18 protein-coding genes are annotated in these 17173 nt (G+C 71.3%); 9 read left to right on the top strand and 9 right to left on the bottom strand.

The features are described 5' to 3' along the window. Positions 1-30: 30 nt before the first annotated feature. The 6 genes from DK412_RS19920 to DK412_RS19895 all read right to left on the bottom strand — a co-directional run bounded on the left by DK412_RS19920 (position 31) and on the right by DK412_RS19895 (position 4303). Entirely contained in the window at positions 31-714 is a 684-nt protein-coding gene (locus DK412_RS19920; RefSeq protein WP_109973361.1) for a response regulator transcription factor, read from the bottom strand. 613 nt (positions 715-1327) lie between these two features. Then, positions 1328-2035, bottom strand: a complete 708-nt coding sequence (locus tag DK412_RS19915) for a glutathione S-transferase (protein ID WP_109975388.1) — start codon at positions 2033-2035, stop codon at positions 1328-1330. A 52-nt stretch (positions 2036-2087) separates the two neighbouring features. Further along, positions 2088-2828, bottom strand: a complete 741-nt coding sequence (locus DK412_RS19910; protein WP_109973360.1) for a YidB family protein — start codon at positions 2826-2828, stop codon at positions 2088-2090. A 192-nt stretch (positions 2829-3020) separates the two neighbouring features. After that, positions 3021-3440 (bottom strand): DCC1-like thiol-disulfide oxidoreductase family protein, encoded by a 420-nt coding sequence (locus tag DK412_RS19905; RefSeq protein ID WP_109973359.1) that lies wholly within the window; start codon positions 3438-3440, stop codon positions 3021-3023. A 19-nt stretch (positions 3441-3459) separates the two neighbouring features. Beyond that, positions 3460-3768: a hypothetical protein gene (locus tag DK412_RS19900; RefSeq protein WP_109973358.1), complete on the bottom strand. Its 309-nt coding sequence runs from the start codon at positions 3766-3768 to the stop codon at positions 3460-3462. A gap of 268 nt (positions 3769-4036) precedes the next feature. Continuing rightward, a complete protein-coding gene (locus tag DK412_RS19895) occupies positions 4037-4303 on the bottom strand; it encodes a hypothetical protein (protein ID WP_109973357.1) in 267 nt (88 codons plus the stop codon). A gap of 342 nt (positions 4304-4645) precedes the next feature. Between DK412_RS19895 and DK412_RS19890 the strand changes: the two genes are divergently transcribed. The 5 genes from DK412_RS19890 (at position 4646) to DK412_RS19870 (ending at position 10066) form a co-directional block, all read left to right on the top strand. Beyond that, positions 4646-5041 (top strand): VOC family protein, encoded by a 396-nt coding sequence (locus tag DK412_RS19890; RefSeq protein WP_109973356.1) that lies wholly within the window; start codon positions 4646-4648, stop codon positions 5039-5041. Positions 5042-5133: 92 nt separating this feature from the next. Continuing rightward, positions 5134-5682, top strand: coding sequence for a twin-arginine translocation signal domain-containing protein (locus tag DK412_RS19885; RefSeq protein WP_109973355.1), 549 nt, complete (start codon positions 5134-5136; stop codon positions 5680-5682). A gap of 99 nt (positions 5683-5781) precedes the next feature. Next, positions 5782-7350 (top strand): GMC family oxidoreductase, encoded by a 1569-nt coding sequence (locus DK412_RS19880; protein WP_109973354.1) that lies wholly within the window; start codon positions 5782-5784, stop codon positions 7348-7350. Continuing rightward, positions 7350-7745 (top strand): hypothetical protein, encoded by a 396-nt coding sequence (locus tag DK412_RS19875; RefSeq protein WP_109973353.1) that lies wholly within the window; start codon positions 7350-7352, stop codon positions 7743-7745. The genes DK412_RS19880 and DK412_RS19875 overlap by 1 nt, the downstream gene beginning before the upstream one ends. Positions 7746-7966: 221 nt before the next feature. Continuing rightward, complete coding sequence (locus tag DK412_RS19870) at positions 7967-10066, top strand: HAMP domain-containing methyl-accepting chemotaxis protein (RefSeq protein WP_109973352.1); 2100 nt, start codon at positions 7967-7969, stop codon at positions 10064-10066. Positions 10067-10315: 249 nt separating this feature from the next. Here the strand turns inward: DK412_RS19870 and DK412_RS19865 are convergent, their stop codons facing one another. Both DK412_RS19865 and DK412_RS31440 read right to left on the bottom strand, forming a co-directional pair. Next, positions 10316-10642 (bottom strand): hypothetical protein, encoded by a 327-nt coding sequence (locus DK412_RS19865; protein WP_109973351.1) that lies wholly within the window; start codon positions 10640-10642, stop codon positions 10316-10318. Then, complete coding sequence (locus DK412_RS31440; RefSeq protein WP_280953954.1) at positions 10639-10761, bottom strand: hypothetical protein; 123 nt, start codon at positions 10759-10761, stop codon at positions 10639-10641. The genes DK412_RS19865 and DK412_RS31440 overlap by 4 nt, the downstream gene beginning before the upstream one ends. Before the next feature lie 271 nt (positions 10762-11032). On the opposite strand from DK412_RS31440, the gene DK412_RS19860 reads away from it, so the two are divergent. Continuing rightward, positions 11033-11293 (top strand): DUF3297 family protein, encoded by a 261-nt coding sequence (locus DK412_RS19860; protein WP_109973350.1) that lies wholly within the window; start codon positions 11033-11035, stop codon positions 11291-11293. A gap of 37 nt (positions 11294-11330) precedes the next feature. Here DK412_RS19860 and DK412_RS19855 read toward each other — a convergent pair whose 3' ends face one another. Further along, the gene (locus DK412_RS19855) at positions 11331-11825 is read right to left on the bottom strand and encodes a VOC family protein (protein ID WP_109973349.1); all 495 of its coding nucleotides are present in this window, start codon (positions 11823-11825) and stop codon (positions 11331-11333) included. A gap of 123 nt (positions 11826-11948) precedes the next feature. On the opposite strand from DK412_RS19855, the gene DK412_RS19850 reads away from it, so the two are divergent. From DK412_RS19850 to uvrB, 3 genes are all read left to right on the top strand, one after another. Then, positions 11949-12974 carry a LysR family transcriptional regulator gene (locus DK412_RS19850; RefSeq protein WP_109973348.1) on the top strand — a complete coding sequence of 342 codons (1026 nt, stop codon included), beginning with the start codon at positions 11949-11951 and terminating at the stop codon, positions 12972-12974. Beyond that, the gene (locus tag DK412_RS19845) at positions 12971-14071 is read left to right on the top strand and encodes a PAS domain-containing protein (protein WP_245447112.1); all 1101 of its coding nucleotides are present in this window, start codon (positions 12971-12973) and stop codon (positions 14069-14071) included. Before DK412_RS19850 ends, DK412_RS19845 begins: the two co-directional genes overlap by 4 nt. A gap of 72 nt (positions 14072-14143) precedes the next feature. Next, entirely contained in the window at positions 14144-16909 is a 2766-nt protein-coding gene (gene uvrB / locus DK412_RS19840) for an excinuclease ABC subunit UvrB (RefSeq protein ID WP_109975386.1), read from the top strand. Positions 16910-17173: the final 264 nt, after the last annotated feature.

Genomic DNA, 17173 nt, shown 5'->3' with positions numbered 1-17173 from the left:
GGCGGCTCTCTTTTTCGTCCCGGTGGGTGATCAGCCGACGAAGGTGTAGCCGGCCAGGCGCTTGGCCTCGATCGGGTCGTAGCCGAGGCGCATCCGCAGCTTCTTGCGCAGCTTGCTGATGTGGCCCTCGACCACGCTCTCGTCGACCGCCGTGTCGAGGTCGCCGTAGACCGCCTTGAAGATCTGGCCCTTGGTCACCGGCCGGCCGCGGTTGCGGGCGAGGTAGTCCAGGATGTCGCGCTCGCGCCGCGGCAGCAGCAGGCTCTGGCCGTCGATCTCGGGGTCGCGCCCGTCGGTATGCACCGTCAGGCGGCCGCTCTTGTCCGGCGTGCTCGCGGGCTTGATCTCGCTGCGGTTGGTGCGGCGGCGGATCGCCCCGGCGCGGGCGATGATCTCGCGGACGTGGACCGGCTTGCGCACCACGTCGTCGATGCCGGCGGTGAACAGCGCGAGGGTCTGCTCGAGGGAGCGGGTCTCGTTGAGGGCGATGATCGGCGCGCCGGACAGGCTGCGCAGGGCGGCGGTGAAGGCCGTGCGGTCGGCGCAGTCGCCGATGACGAAGCCCTGCACCGCGGCGAGGTCCTGCACCGGGGTGGCGTCGATCCAGGTCCGGACGTCCCGCACGTCCAGCCCCCGGGCCGCCACACCCTCCACGCTGAAGCCTGCAACGACCTGCGCAGCCACGCTTTCCCGCTCGTCGACGACGATGTACACGCCAGCCCCCAAAATTCTTTCAAGATTTTTGACGAGTGTTCTCGCTCCGGCGCCGGTATCGGCGTCGGATCTGTTTATTTTTATTGTGCCGAAGCGGCGCCGGGTCTTCGCGGTGGACGTGCGATGCGGTCCGGCTTGCGCGTCGAGGCGCGATCTGGTGAACGATTTGTTAAAGGGAGTTTCGCGCTGAAATGGTTAATTTTCTGTTAACTACCGGTATCGGCTGTCCGATCGCGGACACACCCTGTGGCGCGGTGGCAACGCTCCATTCGAGAAGATCAAAGAAATCAAGGCGTTAGAAAATTCAATGAGGCGCTGCGATCCTGTGGCGCCTGGGCGACAGTACCGGGTGCCGTAAGGGAGGGTTCCCAGGCCAGCGGCTGTTCGGCGCCCTGGCGCATCGTCCGACGCGGCGGTACCTGGGTCGTCAAGGAAGATGCTGAAAAATCAGAGACATAGGTCCATACCCGGCCGTCGCGCGACCGGGTGGGGACCGCAGCGCCCGCTTAACCTGCTCAGTCGTTCCGACACTCTCCTGATCGTTCCGGGCTGCGCTTTCGAGGCCCTGGAATGACCAGGAGGATTTCGGAATCGTCGGGAGTCAAACAGGCTCTCAGCCGTCGAGCTCGGGGTAGCGCCGGAAGATCCCCTGCTGGTTGAACGGAACGCGCCGGTCGCTCGCCAGGTAGGCGGCGATCCGCGGCCGGGAGGCGACGAGGCGGTGGAGGGCGACGACCTTCGGCGTCGCGCCGATCGCCCGCTCGGTCGCCCGCGGGAAGGCGTAGGCGAGGCCCTCGACGAGCTGGAACAGCGAGAGGTCGGCGTAGCTGAGGCGGTCGCCGACGAGGTGGCGCGGGCCGGCCGGGTTCGTGGCCAGCACCCGCTCGAGCCAGCCCAGGAATTTCGGGATCCGGTTCTCGCGAAAATCCTCGGCCCGGCGGGCGGCCTCTTTCCGCTGGTCCTCGTAGTACAGGGCCGAGGCGATCGGGTGGTGGCTGTCATGGGCCTCGGCCACCGCATCCGCGATGGTGAGCTGGATCTGGTGGGTCCAGATCCGGTCGGCCTCGCTCTCGCCGACGAGGCCGAGGCGCGGCCCGAGATGGAGCAGGATCGCGGCGGTCTGGCCGATCACCAGGTCGCCGTCGCGCAGGTAGGGCGGCGCGAAGGGCGGGCGGGGCGGGGCGTCGAGCCCCGCCACCATGCCGTCGATGCCGTCCTCGCGGGCGACGTCGACGTACTCGGCGCCGGCCTCCTCCAGGGCGAGGCGGACGAACTCGCCCCGGCCCTGGATCAGCGGCCAGTAATGCAGCTCGTAGGCCATCGGCATCACCCCTGGCTCGCGGCGCCCGTCGCCGGCGGGCGCCGGTGCGGTCTCACCAGCCGCGCATCTCGTCGTGGTTGGGGCGCCGGCCCTGCGGCGTCAACCCGTCGATCACGCCCGGCAGCACCTGGGCGAGCTGCGCCAGCAGGTCGTTCCGGTCCATCCCGGTCTGGCGGCTCAGGGTCTCGACCGTGTCGGGGCCGAGGGCCTGGGCGAGCTGCTGCGGCTGGATCGGCCGGTTGTGGCCCGGGCCGATCCACGATTCGATCATCTCGCCGAGGCCGCCGCGGCGGAACCGGTCGATGAGCTGGTCGAGGCCCCCACCCGCCGCATCCTCCGGCTGCTCCCGGTCGAGGCGGGAATACGGGCCGGCGCCCTGGTCGAACGGGTTCTGCATGCCGCCGCCGGGAGCCGGGGAGGGCGCTGCACCGCCGGGGCCGTCGAGCATCCCGGAGAGGTCGGAATAGGGGTTGTCCGGGTCCTCGCCGCGCCGGGAGCGGGGCGCGTCGTCCCGCGGATCCGGCGTGCCGCCGTATCCCTGCGGGTCGGGCATGCCGTAGCCGTGCGGGTCCGGGGCGTAGCCGTCGTCGGGCCCGGATTGCGGCGCCGGCCGGCGGCCGCCGCCGAAGATATCGCCGAAGCCGCCCTGCATCGCCTTGGCGGCGAGCAGCATCAGCAGCGCCTTGACCAGGGGCGACATCGCCCCCGAGCCGCCCCCGCGACTCTCCTCGTGCCGGCCTCCGCCGAGGACGTTGCCGAGCACCGAACCGATGACCTGATCGAGCAGACCCATGGGTGCCTCCCCCTCTCGCGTGTCGCGCGAGGGTTAACTGGGCTGGCGGGAAGCGGTTGCCTGCGACGCGCCCCGCCGGACGGCGATGCGCCTAAGCGGACCTGCGCTGGCAAGCCAACGCAGGTCCGCTTAGGTCGTTGTTTTGTCGCAGATTTCCGTCGCAAAACCGGTCACCACTTTTGCGAAATCTGCTTAGAGGATGCGGTCCCGGTACCGCGCGGGCGCCGCCCAGCAGCTGTCCCGCTTGCCGAACAGGCGGTAGCGGTTGCGCGCGACGAGGCGGTAGACGGGGTCGCGCAGCCGGGCCGGGACGAGGCGGAGGACACGGGCGAGCCGCCAGGGAAACCCGAGCGTCTCGTAGATGTGGAGGACGGCGTCGCTGTCCCGGCGCACGCGGTCGCCCTCCAAGCCGCCTTCCACGACGAGCAGGCTCGCCGGATCGTCCGGATCCATGCCGTGCCGGCGGCAGAGCGACCGGCCGACCTCGCCCTGCATCGCCGCGAGGCGGAACGTCGCCGCGCGGTCCCGCTCCAGGACGAAGCGGGCCTGGGCCGAGCACAGCACGCATTCGGCGTCGAACAGGATGATCGGGCCGGAGGGAGGCGTCGTCACGCGCGCCTCGCTCCGCGCCTCACCGCCCGTCGCCGGCCCCGTTGCCGCCGCCGGTGGCGCGGCGGTCCTTGGCGTCGAGCTGGTCGAGGGGGTTGGTGCGGGCGCGCGCGTTGCCGCTCAAGCCCGTATCGCCGGGCATCACCTTGGTGTCGGGCTTGATCGCCTGGGGCGGCGCGATCCCGGAGGCGTCCTTGCGCGCCCCATCGGGGATGTCGGCCTGGGTCGGCTGGTCGCGCCGGTCGGAGATCGCGAGGGCCGGGGCGGCGCTGGCCGTCAGGAGGAGCAGGGCGGCGGCGAGACGGGCGAGCGGGGGCGTGGCGGGTCTCATGGCGAGTCTCCTGCGGGGTGTCTCGCAGGGGCAAAGCGGCCCGAAGCTCTGCGGTTCCGGTTGGGTCCCGGGAAATCCCGGTGGATCCCGAAGGTCCCCTCATGCGAAAAAGGACCGCCCCGGCGGGGCGGTCCTTCGCGGTTACATGTTGATCAGGGCGTTGGCGGTGCCGACCACCGTCATGGCGAGGCCGCCGGCCAGGACGCCGATCATGCCGTAGGACACGGCGCGCAGAAGCTTCATCTCGCTCATTTCCGTCTCCCTGGGGTTAGCAGCGGTAGCCGCCGGAGGTCTGGCCGTACTGCTTGACCGGGAAGTTCTGCTGCCTGGCATTGCCCTCGGCGGCCGAACTCATCGGGCAGGAGCCGTAGAACGGCACGCTGTCATTGGCGCGCCCTCCGATCGAGCCGGTGGTCTCGACGTCCTGGCTCCAGAACGGGTTCGCGGGAGCGTTGGGGCTGAATGCCATGGCGGACGAGATCGGAGCGGCGCCAAGGACAATCGCGGTGACGACGGCGGCGATACGGGTCTTCATGTGGTATTCAGTCTCCTTGTCGCAGTGCCGGCCGAGGGATCGGCCTGTCTCTGCTGCAATGGTTGGAATATAGGCGGCCCGCCCCTGCCGCGATGTGTCCTCGCGCACGCGGCGGAGCGGAACAAGAACTCACCGGCCGCCGTGGGTGGGCGGCGGCTCCCCGGCGCCTTCCCGTGCGGGAGGGCGCGGGCCCGCGCCGCCCCGTGCCCGCCCGCCTCGCACGGGCCCGCCCGCGTCACATCCCGCTACCACCGCGGCCCGCTTCCCTGGAGCTAGTCTAAGCGGCGACACCCGAGCGGTCGCTCACGCGCACGCTCCCGCGCAACGAGGTTCCTGCTGCCGATGGCCAAGCCCGTCCACTCGATGATCCGCGTCCTCGACGAGGAGCGCTCCCGCGCCTACTACGCCCGCGCCTTCGGCCTGGAGCTCGCCGAGCGCGTCGGCTTCGACGGCTTCGCGCTCGTCTACCTGCGTCACCCCTCGTCGCCGTTCGAGCTGGAGCTGACGGTCAATTTCGACCGCACCGAGCCCTACGACCTCGGCAACGGCTACGGCCATCTCGCGGTGGTGGTGGACGACGTCGATGCCGAGCATGCCCGCTTCACCGAGGCCGGCCTGCCCGCGACCCCGGTCAAGGACTTCCAGCACCAGGGCAAGACGCTCGCCCGCTTCTTCTTCGCCACCGATCCCGACGGCTACAAGATCGAGGTGATCCAGAAGGGCGGCCGCTTCGGCTGAGCGCGCCTCCGCCGGCCGGGCAAGCGCGCGGACAGACGCGCCCCGGCCGGCTACCGACGAACCGTCACAGAAGAAACGAGAGGAGACACCCGATGAGAGAAGTCGATCCGCGCACGCGGTTCAGCCGCCGCGGCTTCCTGCAGAGCGCCGCCGTCGCCGCACCCGCCGCGGCGCTCGCCACCGGCGCCGGGCTCCAAGTCTCGGAGGCCTGGGCCGAGAACGGCGCGGCGCTGGCGCCGGCCGAGCTGAAGACCCTGGTGAAGATGGCGCGGGACATCTACCCGCACGACTTCCTCGGTGACGTCTACTACATCACGGCGATCAAGCCCTGGGACGGCAAGGCCGCCGCGGATCCGGCGGTGAAGACGCTGCTGAAGGAGGGGGTGCGCCGCCTCGACGAGGATGCGCAGGCCCGCCACAAGGTCGCTTACGCCCAGATCGGCTGGGAGGCCGACCGGGTCGCGGTGCTGGAAGGCATCAGCCACACCGACTTCTTCAAGAAGATCCGCTCCGACCTCGTCGTCTCGCTCTACAACCAGCCGGAGCTGTGGCCGAAATTCGGCTACGAGGGCCCGTCGGCCGACAAGGGCGGCTACATCCACCGCGGCTTCAACGACATCGACTGGCTGCCGAAGGTCTGACCGGCCGGCCGCCCAGACACGCCTACCGTCAATAAAAGAACAATCGATGAACAGCCGCGCCGGCCCGGTCGCGACCGGCCGCGCGGACCGGAGGAAACCATGGCCACTTTCGACCTGAACGACGACAGCCTCGTCGTCATCGTTGGCTCGGGCGCCGGCGGCGGCACGCTCGGCACCGAACTGGCGCTCAAGGGCGTCCGCTGCGTCATCCTCGAGGCGGGCGCCCGCCACAACATGGAGGATTTCGTCAACGACGAATGGGCGAGCTTCGCCCAGCTCGCCTGGACCGACATGCGCACCACCTCGGGCTCGTGGCGGGTGGCGCGGGACTTCCCCAACCTGCCGGCCTGGATCGTCAAGGCGGTCGGCGGCTCGACCGTGCACTGGGCCGGCGCGTCCTTGCGCTTCGAGGAGCACGAGTTCCGGATCCGCGACCATTACGGCGCGATTCCCGGCGCCAACCTCCTCGACTGGCCGCTCACCCGGGCCGAGCTCGACCCCTGGTACGAGAAGGCCGAGGACCGGATGGGCGTGACGCGCACCAACGGCATCCCGGGCCTGCCGGGCAACAACAACTTCAAGGTGCTGGAGGCCGGCGCCCGCCTCGTCGGCTACAAGGAGGTCCATACCGGCCGGATGGCGATCAACAGCCAGGAGCGGCACGACCGCGGCGCGTGCCAGCAGATCGGCTTCTGCTTCCAGGGCTGCAAGTCGGGCGCCAAGTGGTCGACCCTGATCGCCGAGATCCCCCGTGGCGAGGACACGGGCAATCTGGAGGTCCGCCCGAACTGCATGGCGTTGCGCATCGAGCACGACGCGTCCGGCAAGGTGACGGGCGTGGTCTACGCCGACGAGAAGGGCACTCTCCAGCGCCAGAAGGCCCGCATCGTCGCGGTGGCCGGCAACTCGATCGAGAGCCCGCGCCTCCTGCTCAACAGCGCCTCGAACCTTTTTCCGGACGGGCTCGCCAATTCCTCGGGCCAGGTCGGGCGCAACTACCTGCGGCACATGACCGGCAGCGTCTACGGCGTGTTCGAGAAGTCGGTGCACATGTACCGCGGCACCACCATGGCGGGCATCGTCCGCGACGAGGCCCGGCACGACCCGCGGCGGGGCTTCGCCGGCGGCTACGAGATGGAGACCGTCTCCCTCGGCGTGCCGTTCATGGCGGCCTTCCTCAACCCGGGTGCCTGGGGCCGGTCCTTCACCAGCGCGATGGAGCAGTATCCGCGCATGGCCGGGATGTGGCTCGTCGGCGAGGACCTGCCGCAGGAGACGAACCGCATCACCCTCGACCCGGTCGTCAAGGACAAGCACGGGATGCCGGTGGCGAGCGTCCACTTCGACGACCACCCCAACGACGTCGCCATGCGCAACCACGCCTACAAGCAGGGCGCGGCGATCTACGAGGCGGTCGGCGCCACCGTCACCTACCCGGTCACGCCCTATCCGAGCACCCACAACATGGGCACCAACCGGATGAGCGCGAAGCCGCGGGACGGCGTGCTGAACAAGTTCGGCCAGACCCACGACGTGAAGAACCTGTTCGTCTCCGACGGCAGCCAGTTCACCTCGGGGGCTGCCTGCAACCCGACCCTGACCATCGTGGCGCTGGCGCTCCGCCAGGCCGACCACATCGCCGGCGCGATGCAGCGGCGGGAGATCTGATGCGCTCCCCCCTCCCGTCCCTCGTCCTGCTCGCAGCGCTCGCCGCGGGTCCCGCCTCGGCACAAGGGACCTCCGCACAAGGGACCTCGACACCGGGATCGGCCACGCCCGCCGCGCCCTCGCGCCAGCCCGGCGGGGCCGCTGCCTACCCGAACAGTCCCGGCGGCCAGCCGGCGGCGGAGCGGGACGGCCGCCCGGTCGCGACCGACCGCGCCGCCTGCCCGGGCCCCGGCCCGTGCCCGGCGGCTCCCGGGCCGTCCGGCGCCGCGGATGCGAGCCGGACGCCCACGCCGAGCAGCTCGGTCGGTCAGGCCGGCCCGGTGCCGAGCACCGCCTATCCGGACGCGCCGGGCGGAATGCCGTCGAACCGGCCGGACGGCACCGCGCCGCGGTGAGACGCACCGTCGGCGGGCCGGGGGACCGGCCCGCCGACGGGCATGCGACGACGCCTTTGTCGGCGGAAAGTCTGAGCCGGGATCCGGACTTTCTCATTCTCGCATGCTGTCTGCCAGTTCTGAGTATATCATTTCCTTAGGTCATGGCGTAAATGCCGCGATCAACCGAATATTAATCCGATCAACCTCACAGTGCGGGCCGTTCATCAGAAGCCTTCTGCATGCCGTCTCGTTCGCTCTCGCTGAGAACCTGCCTCTTCGCCGTCGTCGGCATCCTTGGCCTCGCGCTGGTGGCGGAGGCCTCCGTCAAGCTGCGCGACGCCTGGAGCGTCACCCTCACTGCGCAGGTCGCCCGGCACGAGGCCCTGGTCGACGAGGCCGTCCTCGCTGCCCTGCAGGCGATCCGCTTCGAGCGCGGCAACAGCCTCAGCGCGTTCGGGGCGGGCGTCGCACAGGCCAGGGCCGCGTCGCAGAAGCTGGCCGGAACGCGGGCCGAGGCCGATGCCGCCCTGGCCGAGATCGACCGGCGCGCGGCGCTTCTGAGCGACGCCGACCTCGTCGTCGCCGTCGCGGCGATCCAGAGCGAGTACCGGGCGCTCGCGGCGATGCGCCCGGCTTTCGACGACGCCTTCGCCCGGGAGGTCGAGGGGCGCGACGCCGGCCTGCCCGGCCGCTGGGCGGTCCAGGCCGACCGCACGCTCGCGGCGCTCGACGCCCTGTCCGGGGCCCTCAGCGAGCGCATCAAGCAGGCCAATTCGGAGAGCCGGGCCCTGGTCAACGTCAAAAACGCGGCCTGGTGCGCCCGCGCCACGGTGGGCGGGGCCTACGCGATCCTCGCGCAGGCCGTCGGGCGGCGCCGGCCGCTCACGCCGGAGGAGGTCGAAACCGTCACCGCGACCCTGGGCAGCGCCGAGACGCACTGGGCCTACGTGCAGGCCGAGATGCGCCGCCGCGGCGTGCCCGAGGCGGTGAAGCGGGCTGCCGGTACGGCGCAGGCGGCGATGTTCGCCCCCGAGAACGCGGCCCTGCGCCGGTCCATCCGCGAGGGGCTCGCCTCCGGCACCCTGACGCTGTCGCTCGCCGACTTCCAGGCCGACAACAGCACCCGGCAGCGCACCGTCCTGACCGTCGCCACGACGGCGATGAAGGAGGTGGTGGCCGTGACCGAGGCGGCGCTCGCGGACGCGCAGCGCGCCATGATGGCCGCCGTCGCCACCATCGTCGGCGCCCTGGTCGTGTCCCTGGGCGGCCTCGCCCTCACCCAGTGGCGCGTCGTCAAGCCGCTCGACGCGATGCGACGGACGATGGAGCGCCTGAGCCGCGACGACCTCGACGTCGCCGTGGCCGGCCGGGGCCGGCGCGACGAGATCGGCGCGATGGCGGGCGCGGTGCAGGTGTTCAAGGACAACCTGATCCGTATGAAGCGTCTGGAGGAGGAGACCGCGCTCGCCCGGGCCTCGGCGGAGGCGCAGCGCCGGCACACCATGCGCGAGATGGCCGACGCCTTCGAGCGCGCGGTCGGCGGCATCGTCGGCCGGGTCTCGACCTCGGCGACCGAGCTGCAGCGCACGGCGCAGCGGATGACGGCGACCGCGACGGAGACCGCCGGCCAGTCCGTCGCGGTGGCCGCCGCCGCCGAGGAGGCGGCCTCGAATGTCGGCACCGTCGCGGCCGCGGCGGAGGAGCTCGGCGCCTCCGTGCAGGAGATCGGACGCCAGGTCGCCGGTTCGGCCGAACTCGCCCGGGCCGCGGTGAGCGAGACGGACCAGACCGTCGCCCGCGTGCACGCCCTGAACGCCGCGGTGAGCCAGATCGGCGAGGTCGTGGCGATGATCTCCGGGATCGCCAGCCAGACGAACCTGCTGGCGCTCAACGCCACCATCGAGGCGGCGCGCGCCGGTGCCGCGGGGCGCGGCTTCGCGGTCGTCGCCGCCGAGGTGAAGGCCCTGGCCGAGCAGACCGCCAAGGCGACCGAGGAGATCGGCAGGCAGATCGGCCAGGTGCAGGGGGCGACGGGCCATGCGGTCTCGGCGATCGGCGGCGTCGGCGGGCGCATCCGCGAGATCAGCGACGTCGCGGCCGCGATCGCCGCGGCGGTGCAGCAGCAGGGCGCCGCGACGCAGGAGATCGTGTGCAACGTCTCCCAGGCCGCGACCGGCACCGGCGAGGTGACGAGCACCATCGCGGGCGTCGCGGTGGCGGCGGAAGAGACGGGCGCGGCGGCGAGCCGGGTGCTGGCGGCGGCCTCCGACCTGTCGGGCCAGTCCGAGCACCTGACGGGCGAGGTCCGGCGCTTCCTCGAGACCGTGCGGGCGGCGTGAGCTCCCGGTCCGAGTTCGCTGATCAGATCCGTGCCCTCCATCGTCATCCCGGGGCCGCGAAGCGGAACCCGGGATCCATAAACGCCGCCAGTTCGGGACAAGGCTAAACCCGATCCGCCTCGCCCTTTAAAGGTCAGCGGTTATGAATCCCGGGTTGTCGCTTGCAGCGAGCCCCTGGATGACATGGAGCTCGTCGGGCAAGTCTAACTAACGTCGGCGAGAAGGCTGGCCTGCACGCTCTGGTCCCGCTCACGCCCGCCCCTGCACCGGCAGGTCGGCGAGCGACGGCCGGGGCCGCTCGATCAGAGACGCCGCCAGCATCGCCTCCAGGCGGATCAGGTCCTCGTCGGGCTCGGGGATCCAGCCGCAGCCGCAGCGCGGCGCCGGGCCGTGCAGGGAGGCGATCTGCCGGTAGAGCGTGCCGACCGTGCGGGCGGCGGCCTCGAGCGCCGCCATCGGCGGCAGCGGGCCGCGCTCCAGGGCGTCCCAGAAGGCGAGCGTCAGGGCCTGCTCCAGGGCGGCCTGCCCGCGCGCTTCGGCGTCTTCCCGCAGGCGCTCGCGCGGGTGCGGGGTCATCGCCCGCCCCCCGACTCGCTGAAGAGGCCGACCAGGCGCTCCCAGGGCAGGCCGACCGGCGGCCATCCTTCGCGGATCAGGCCCGCACAGCCGTGAATCAGGATCAGCGCTCGCGCCATCGCGGCCTCCATTTCGGGTCGTGCCGGGGTTCGGCGCGCCCTGAATGCAGCACCTCGTCTGTGTGCGCAAGATCTCTGCGCGATATTGGAGGATTTCTACTTTGCGGTGACCAATCTATAGTGTCAGGTGAATTATGAAAATTCCAAACTGCGCGCCGCCCCGATGGCGGATTGGCAGAGGCGCCGGGAGGGGCTACTGGGGCGCCGACGCAGGTCCGGGTTCCTCGCCCGGGTTCCCCGCCCGACCCCTCGCCCGAAGGCTCCGACACCGATGACCGATACCCCGCCCGACCGCCTCAGCACCGATCCGCGCAGCCCCTTCCACGACGCCGCCCTGCTGGAGCGCGGCGTCGGGGTGCGCTTCAAGGGCGTCGAGAAGACCAACGTCGAGGAATATTGCGTGAGCGAGGGCTGGGTGCGGCTCGCCGCCGGCAACGCCAAGGACCGCTTCGGCAACCCGATGACCGTGAAGCTGAAAGGCCCGGTCGAGCCCTATTTCCGCGGCCCCACCCCGGACGCGGCGAGCGAGTAGCCGCGCCCCATGCGGAATCCACCCCCCGCGGGGACGCTCAGCCCCGCGGGGGTGCCTCCGCCCGCAGGGCGGCGAGGTCGAGGCGGCGGGTCACCATCTGCAACCCGCCGGCCCCGTCCCGCGGCCACTCGGCCTCCGGCCGGTCGCGGTACAGCTCCACCCCGTTGCGGTCCGGGTCGTCGAGATACAGCGCCTCGCTGACGCCATGGTCGCTCGCGCCGGTGAGCGGGATGCCGGCGGCGTCGAGCCGCGCCAGGGCGTCGGCGAGCGCCGCCCGGGTCGGGTACAGGATCGCCGTGTGGTAGAGCCCGGTGCTCCCGGGCGGCGGCGGTGCCCCGCCGGCGCTGTCCCAGGTGTTGAGCCCGATATGGTGGTGGTAGCCGCCGGCCGACACGAAGGCGGCCTGGGTGCCGTAGCGCTGCATCAGCGCGAAGCCCAGCACCCCGCAATAGAAGCCGAGCGCCCGGTCGAGGTCGGCCACCCGCAGGTGGACGTGCCCGATGCGGGTCCGCGGGTCGATCGGTGCGCTCATCGGCTCGGTCTCCAGTGACGACAGGCTGGTGTCAGGTCGCCTGCGCAGACTGCAGCGTTTGAGAATGTCCGGAAATCCGGCATCTCGTAGCATCACTTCACACTCTCAGAGTGAGATCGAGCCGTGCCCGACCGGCTGACCGGAATGCAGATCTTCGTGCGCGTCGCCGCGACCGGCAGCCTCTCGGCGGCCGCGCGGGTGCTCGGCCTGTCGCAGAGCGGCGTCACCAAGCACGTCGCCGCCCTCGAGGACCGGCTCGGCGCCCGGCTCCTGCACCGCACCACCCGCCGCCTGACCCTGACCGAGGCCGGCCGGCACTACCTGGAGGCCTGCGAGCGCATCCTCGCCGAGATCGACGAGGCGGAGGCGGCGGCCGGCGCCGAGACGGCGGAGCCCCGCGGCACCCTGCGGCTCAACGTGCCGGTCTCGTTCGGGGTGCTGCACGTCGCCCCCGCGCTGGCCGCGTTCGGGCAGGCCCATCCGTCGCTGACGGTCGAGCTCGGCCTCAACGACCGGCCGGTCGACCTGATCGAGGAGGGCTGGGATCTGGCGCTGCGGATCGGCCACCTGCGCGACTCGAGCCTGGTCGCCCGGTCGCTCGCGCCGTGCCGGATGCAGGTCTGCGCCGCGCCGTCCTACCTGGCGGCCCATGGCCGTCCGCGGCGCCCGGAGGACCTCGGCGGCCACAACTGCCTCGGCTACACCCTGGCGAGCAGCGACGGCTGGCGCTTCGAGAGCGGCACGGTGGCGGTCTCGGGGTCGCTGCGCGCCTCGAACGGCGCCGCCCTGGTGGCCGCCGCCGCCGCCGGGCTCGGGGTGATCTACCAGCCGACCTTTCTGGTGGCCGAGGCCTTGCGCCGCGGCAGCCTGGTGGCGCTCGGTCTCGGGGCCATCCCGTCCCTGCCGATCCACGCGGTGATGCCCTCGCGCCGCCGCCCTCCCGCCAAGGTCCGGGCCCTGGTCGAGTTCGTGGCGCGCCGCTTCGCCGATCCACCCTGGGACCGCGACCTGCCCGCGCCGCTCGGGGCCGACGACCCGCTGCCCGCGCCCGCCCTCGTCCCGGAGCCGACCGGGCCGCGCCCGGCCCAAGCCGGCCCGGCCCAAGCCGACTCGGTCCAGGCGGATCCGGTTCAAGCGAGGCTGTCGTGAGCCGGCGCCCCCTGACCTACGGCCTGCCGGCGGAGACCGGCTCGGTGCTCGACCTCGCGTCGCGCCCTGGGGCCGATCCGTCCGGCCTGGACTTCCCGGACCGGGATTTCCTGCGGCTGATCGAGGGCCACGGCCTGACCGGCAGCTGGACCTGGGATTTCGCCCGCAACGAGCAGGTCTGGTCCCCGGGCCTCTACCGGCTGCTCGGCTTCGAGCCCGGCAGCGTGCGGGCGGATTTCGGCCTGTTCCTCAGCCTCGTCCATCCGGAGGACCGCCCGGTCATCGAGACCAACGGCGTGGTGATGCGGGAGGGGGTCTTCAACGACCACACCGTCCGGGTGATCCGGCCAGACGGGTCGCTGCGGATGCTGGCGAATCGCGGCACCGCCTACTTCACCCCCGACGGCCGGCCCCGCGCCGTGGCCGGGGTGGTGCTGGACGTCACCGACGCCGAGCGCATGGCCGGCCTGCACCGCGAGGAGCAGCGCCGCAAGCGGGCCCTGTTCGAACAGGCGCAGACCTGGATGCACGCCTCGCCCTACTCGAATTCCCTGCGCATCGCCTCGCGCGAACTCCTGACCCTCACCGGCCTGACCCAGCAGGATTTCCACGAGGACTGGACCCGGATCCTGGTGCCGGAGGAGCGTGCCCGCACCCGCGACCACGTCGTGGCGCGGGTCGCGGCCGGGCAGCCCTTCGTGGTCGAGAACCACCTGGCGCTCGCCGGCGGCGAGACCGGCCGGTTCCGGGGCGTGTTCGTCCCGGTGCGCGGTGCCGACGGACGGATCGAGACCTGGGCCAGCCTGAATTCCCGCATCGACGGGATCCGGCCGGCGCCCAAGGGCGCAGTGCGGCAGGGCCTGGAGCAGGCCGTCCAGGGCGCGCATCTGCGCGCCGCCCGCGGCCTGCTCGACTGGTCGATGGCCGACCTCGCCGCGGCCAGCGGCCTCTCGCTCTCGACCATCCGGCGCCTGGAGGAGGGCAGCGAGGGGCCGGCGGCCCGCAGCCGCCACGCCGCCATCGAGGCCCTGCGCCGGGCCGGCATCGGCTTCCTGCTCGTCGAGGGCGACGCGATCGCGGTCGCCAAGGTGCGGTGAGCCGCACGAGGTGGTCAAGATGCGCTGACGAGAGCCCTTTCCGGCCCCCGCAGGGCTTGCCATATGGGTTCCATGCCCGCCCCGAAGAAGCCCCGCTTGTCGACCGGCAAGGCCTCGAAGCCCGAGCTGAAGCCGCTCGACCCGTTCCTCGCCGAGCTCCTGAACCCGGCGCTGAACCGCGACCGCCTGCCCGTCGTGGAACCGCCGCCCGAGCCGCCGAAGCGCGGGCGCCCGCGCAAGGACGCGGCCGAGGTGGCCAAGGATGCGGCCAAGGACGCGGCAAAGCCCGCCCGCAAGGCCAAGCGGCCCGAGGCCCCGGGCGGCTTCGGCGAGGCGCCGCAGGCCACCTTCGCGCACGGCAACGCGGCCGATGTCGAGCCGGCGCTCGCCCAGGCGCTGGGGCTGCGCGAGCCGGACGGCGAGGCGGTGGAGGAGCGCGGATCGCTCGCGACCGAGGGCGTCTCGGCGACGGTCGACGCGCTGACCAAGCTCCTCACCGAGGGCAACCCGCTGTTCAAGAACGGCGAGCTGTGGCGCCCGCACCGCCCCGAGCGGCCGCAGAAATCCGAGGGCGGGGTTCCGTTCCGGCTCAAATCCGACTTCACCCCGGCGGGCGACCAACCCCGCGCCATCGCCGAGCTGGTCGCCGGCGTGACGGGACACGAGCGCGACCAGGTGCTGCTGGGCGTCACGGGTTCGGGCAAAACCTTCACGATGGCCAAGGTCATCGAGGAGACCCAGCGCCCGGCCCTGATCCTTGCCCCCAACAAGACCCTTGCGGCGCAGCTCTACGGCGAGTTCAAGAGCTTCTTCCCCGACAACGCGGTCGAGTACTTCGTCTCGTACTACGATTATTACCAGCCCGAGGCCTACGTCCCGCGCTCCGACACCTTCATCGAGAAGGAATCGTCGATCAATGAGCAGATCGACCGGATGCGCCACTCCGCCACCCGGGCGCTCCTGGAGCGCGACGACGTCATCATCGTCGCCTCGGTCTCGTGCATCTACGGCATCGGCTCGGTCGAGACCTACACGGCGATGTCGTTCACGGTCAGCCTCGGCGAGAAGATCGAGCAGCGCCAGCTCGTCGCCGACCTGGTGGCGCTGCAATACAAGCGCATCCAGTCCGACTTCGCCCGCGGCACCTTCCGGGTGCGCGGCGACGTGATCGAGCTGTGGCCGGCCCACCTGGAGGACCGCGGCTGGCGCATCGGGCTGTTCGGCGACGAGATCGAGTCGATCTCGGAGTTCGACCCGCTCACCGGCAAGACCATCAACACGCTCAAGTTCGTCAAGGTCTACGCCAACAGCCACTACGTGACGCCGCGCCCGACGCTCCAGCAGGCGGTCAAGGGCATCAAGGACGAGCTGAAGTGGCGGGTCGAGGAGCTGACCCGGATGGGCCGGCTGATCGAGGCCCAGCGCCTGGAGCAGCGCTGCACCTTCGATCTCGAGATGATCGAGGCCACGGGCGCCTGCAACGGCATCGAGAACTACTCGCGCTACCTCACCGGCCGCAAACCCGGCGAGCCGCCGCCGACCCTGTTCGAGTACCTGCCCGACAACGCCCTCGTCTTCACCGACGAGAGCCACGTCACGGTCTCGCAGATCGGCGGCATGTACCGGGGCGACTTCCGCCGCAAGGCGACTTTGGCCGAGTACGGCTTCCGGCTGCCCTCCTGCCTCGACAACCGCCCGTTGCGGTTCGAGGAATGGGACGCGATGCGCCCGCAATCGATCCACGTCTCGGCGACGCCGGCGAAGTGGGAGCTGGAACAGACCGGCGGCGTCTTCGCCGAGCAGGTCATCCGCCCGACCGGCCTCGTCGACCCGGTGATCGAGGTGCGCCCGGCCCGCTCGCAGGTCGACGACCTGCTGGGCGAGGTGAAGGAGGTGGCGGCCGCCGGCTATCGCACGCTGGTGACGACGCTCACCAAGCGCATGGCCGAGGACCTGACCGAGTACCTGCACGAGAACGGCGTGCGGGTGCGCTACATGCACTCCGACATCGACACCCTGGAGCGCATCGAGATCATCCGCGACCTGCGGCTCGGCGCCTTCGACGTCCTGATCGGCATCAACCTGCTGCGCGAGGGCCTCGACATCCCGGAATGCGCGCTGGTGGCGATCCTCGACGCCGACAAGGAGGGCTTTCTCCGCTCCGAGACCTCGCTGATCCAGACCATCGGCCGGGCCGCCCGCAACGCCGAGGCCCGCTGCATCCTCTACGCCGACCACGTCACCGGCTCGATGGACCGCGCGATGGCCGAGACCGAGCGCCGGCGCAAGAAGCAGCTCGCCTACAACGAGGAGCACGGCATCACGCCCCAGAGCGTGAAGCGCAACATCGCCGACATCCTGGAGAGCGTCTTCGAGCGCGACCACGTCCAGGTCGATACCGGGCTGGCCAAGTCCGCGGTGACGGTCGGCCACAACCTCAAGGCGGTGATGGCCGACCTCGAGAAGCGGATGCGGAAAGCCGCCGCCGATCTCGACTTCGAGGAGGCGGCGCGCCTGCGCGACGAGCTCAAGCGGCTCCAGGCGACCGAGCTCGCCATCGCCGACGACCCGATGGCCGGCCAGGCCGAGGTCGAGCGCGAGGCCGGCCGCTTCGGCGCCAAGCGCAAGCGTCGGGGGCCTGAGACCTTGGGCTACGGCCCCGGCGGCAAGGGCGTCTCCGACGAGGGCACCCGCATCCGCGAGCCCGACCTCGACGACATGGGCCCGGGCACCGACCGCGAGGTACCCTTCACCTACGCCGAGCGCCCGACCGGCCGCTCGACGCAGGGCTTCCCGGGCCAGCGGCCGAAGTACAAGGGGCGCAAGGGGCGGGGGTGAGAGCCTGGATTCGGATTGCCTGTCCGCCCTACCCGCCATCTCGGAGATTGCTTGAGCGAGTGCGTCAGTCATCCGCCAAACCGGTCGGACCTCTCCCGGTGTCATCAACTCAGTTCGCCCCTGGCGCGAACTGAGTTGATGACGTCGAGAGATGTCGGCGTGGGTGCCGGACCAACCAACGCAACCGGTCAAACGGGCTCTGAGCAACTTCGAGGCACGAAGAAGCGGCCTCCGGAAGCTGGAGCTCCCGGAGGCCGCTTCACG

This window comes from Methylobacterium sp. 17Sr1-1, from assembly GCF_003173775.1.
GTDB lineage: Bacteria > Pseudomonadota > Alphaproteobacteria > Rhizobiales > Beijerinckiaceae > Methylobacterium.
This window is presented reverse-complemented; position numbering and strand designations above follow the sequence as displayed.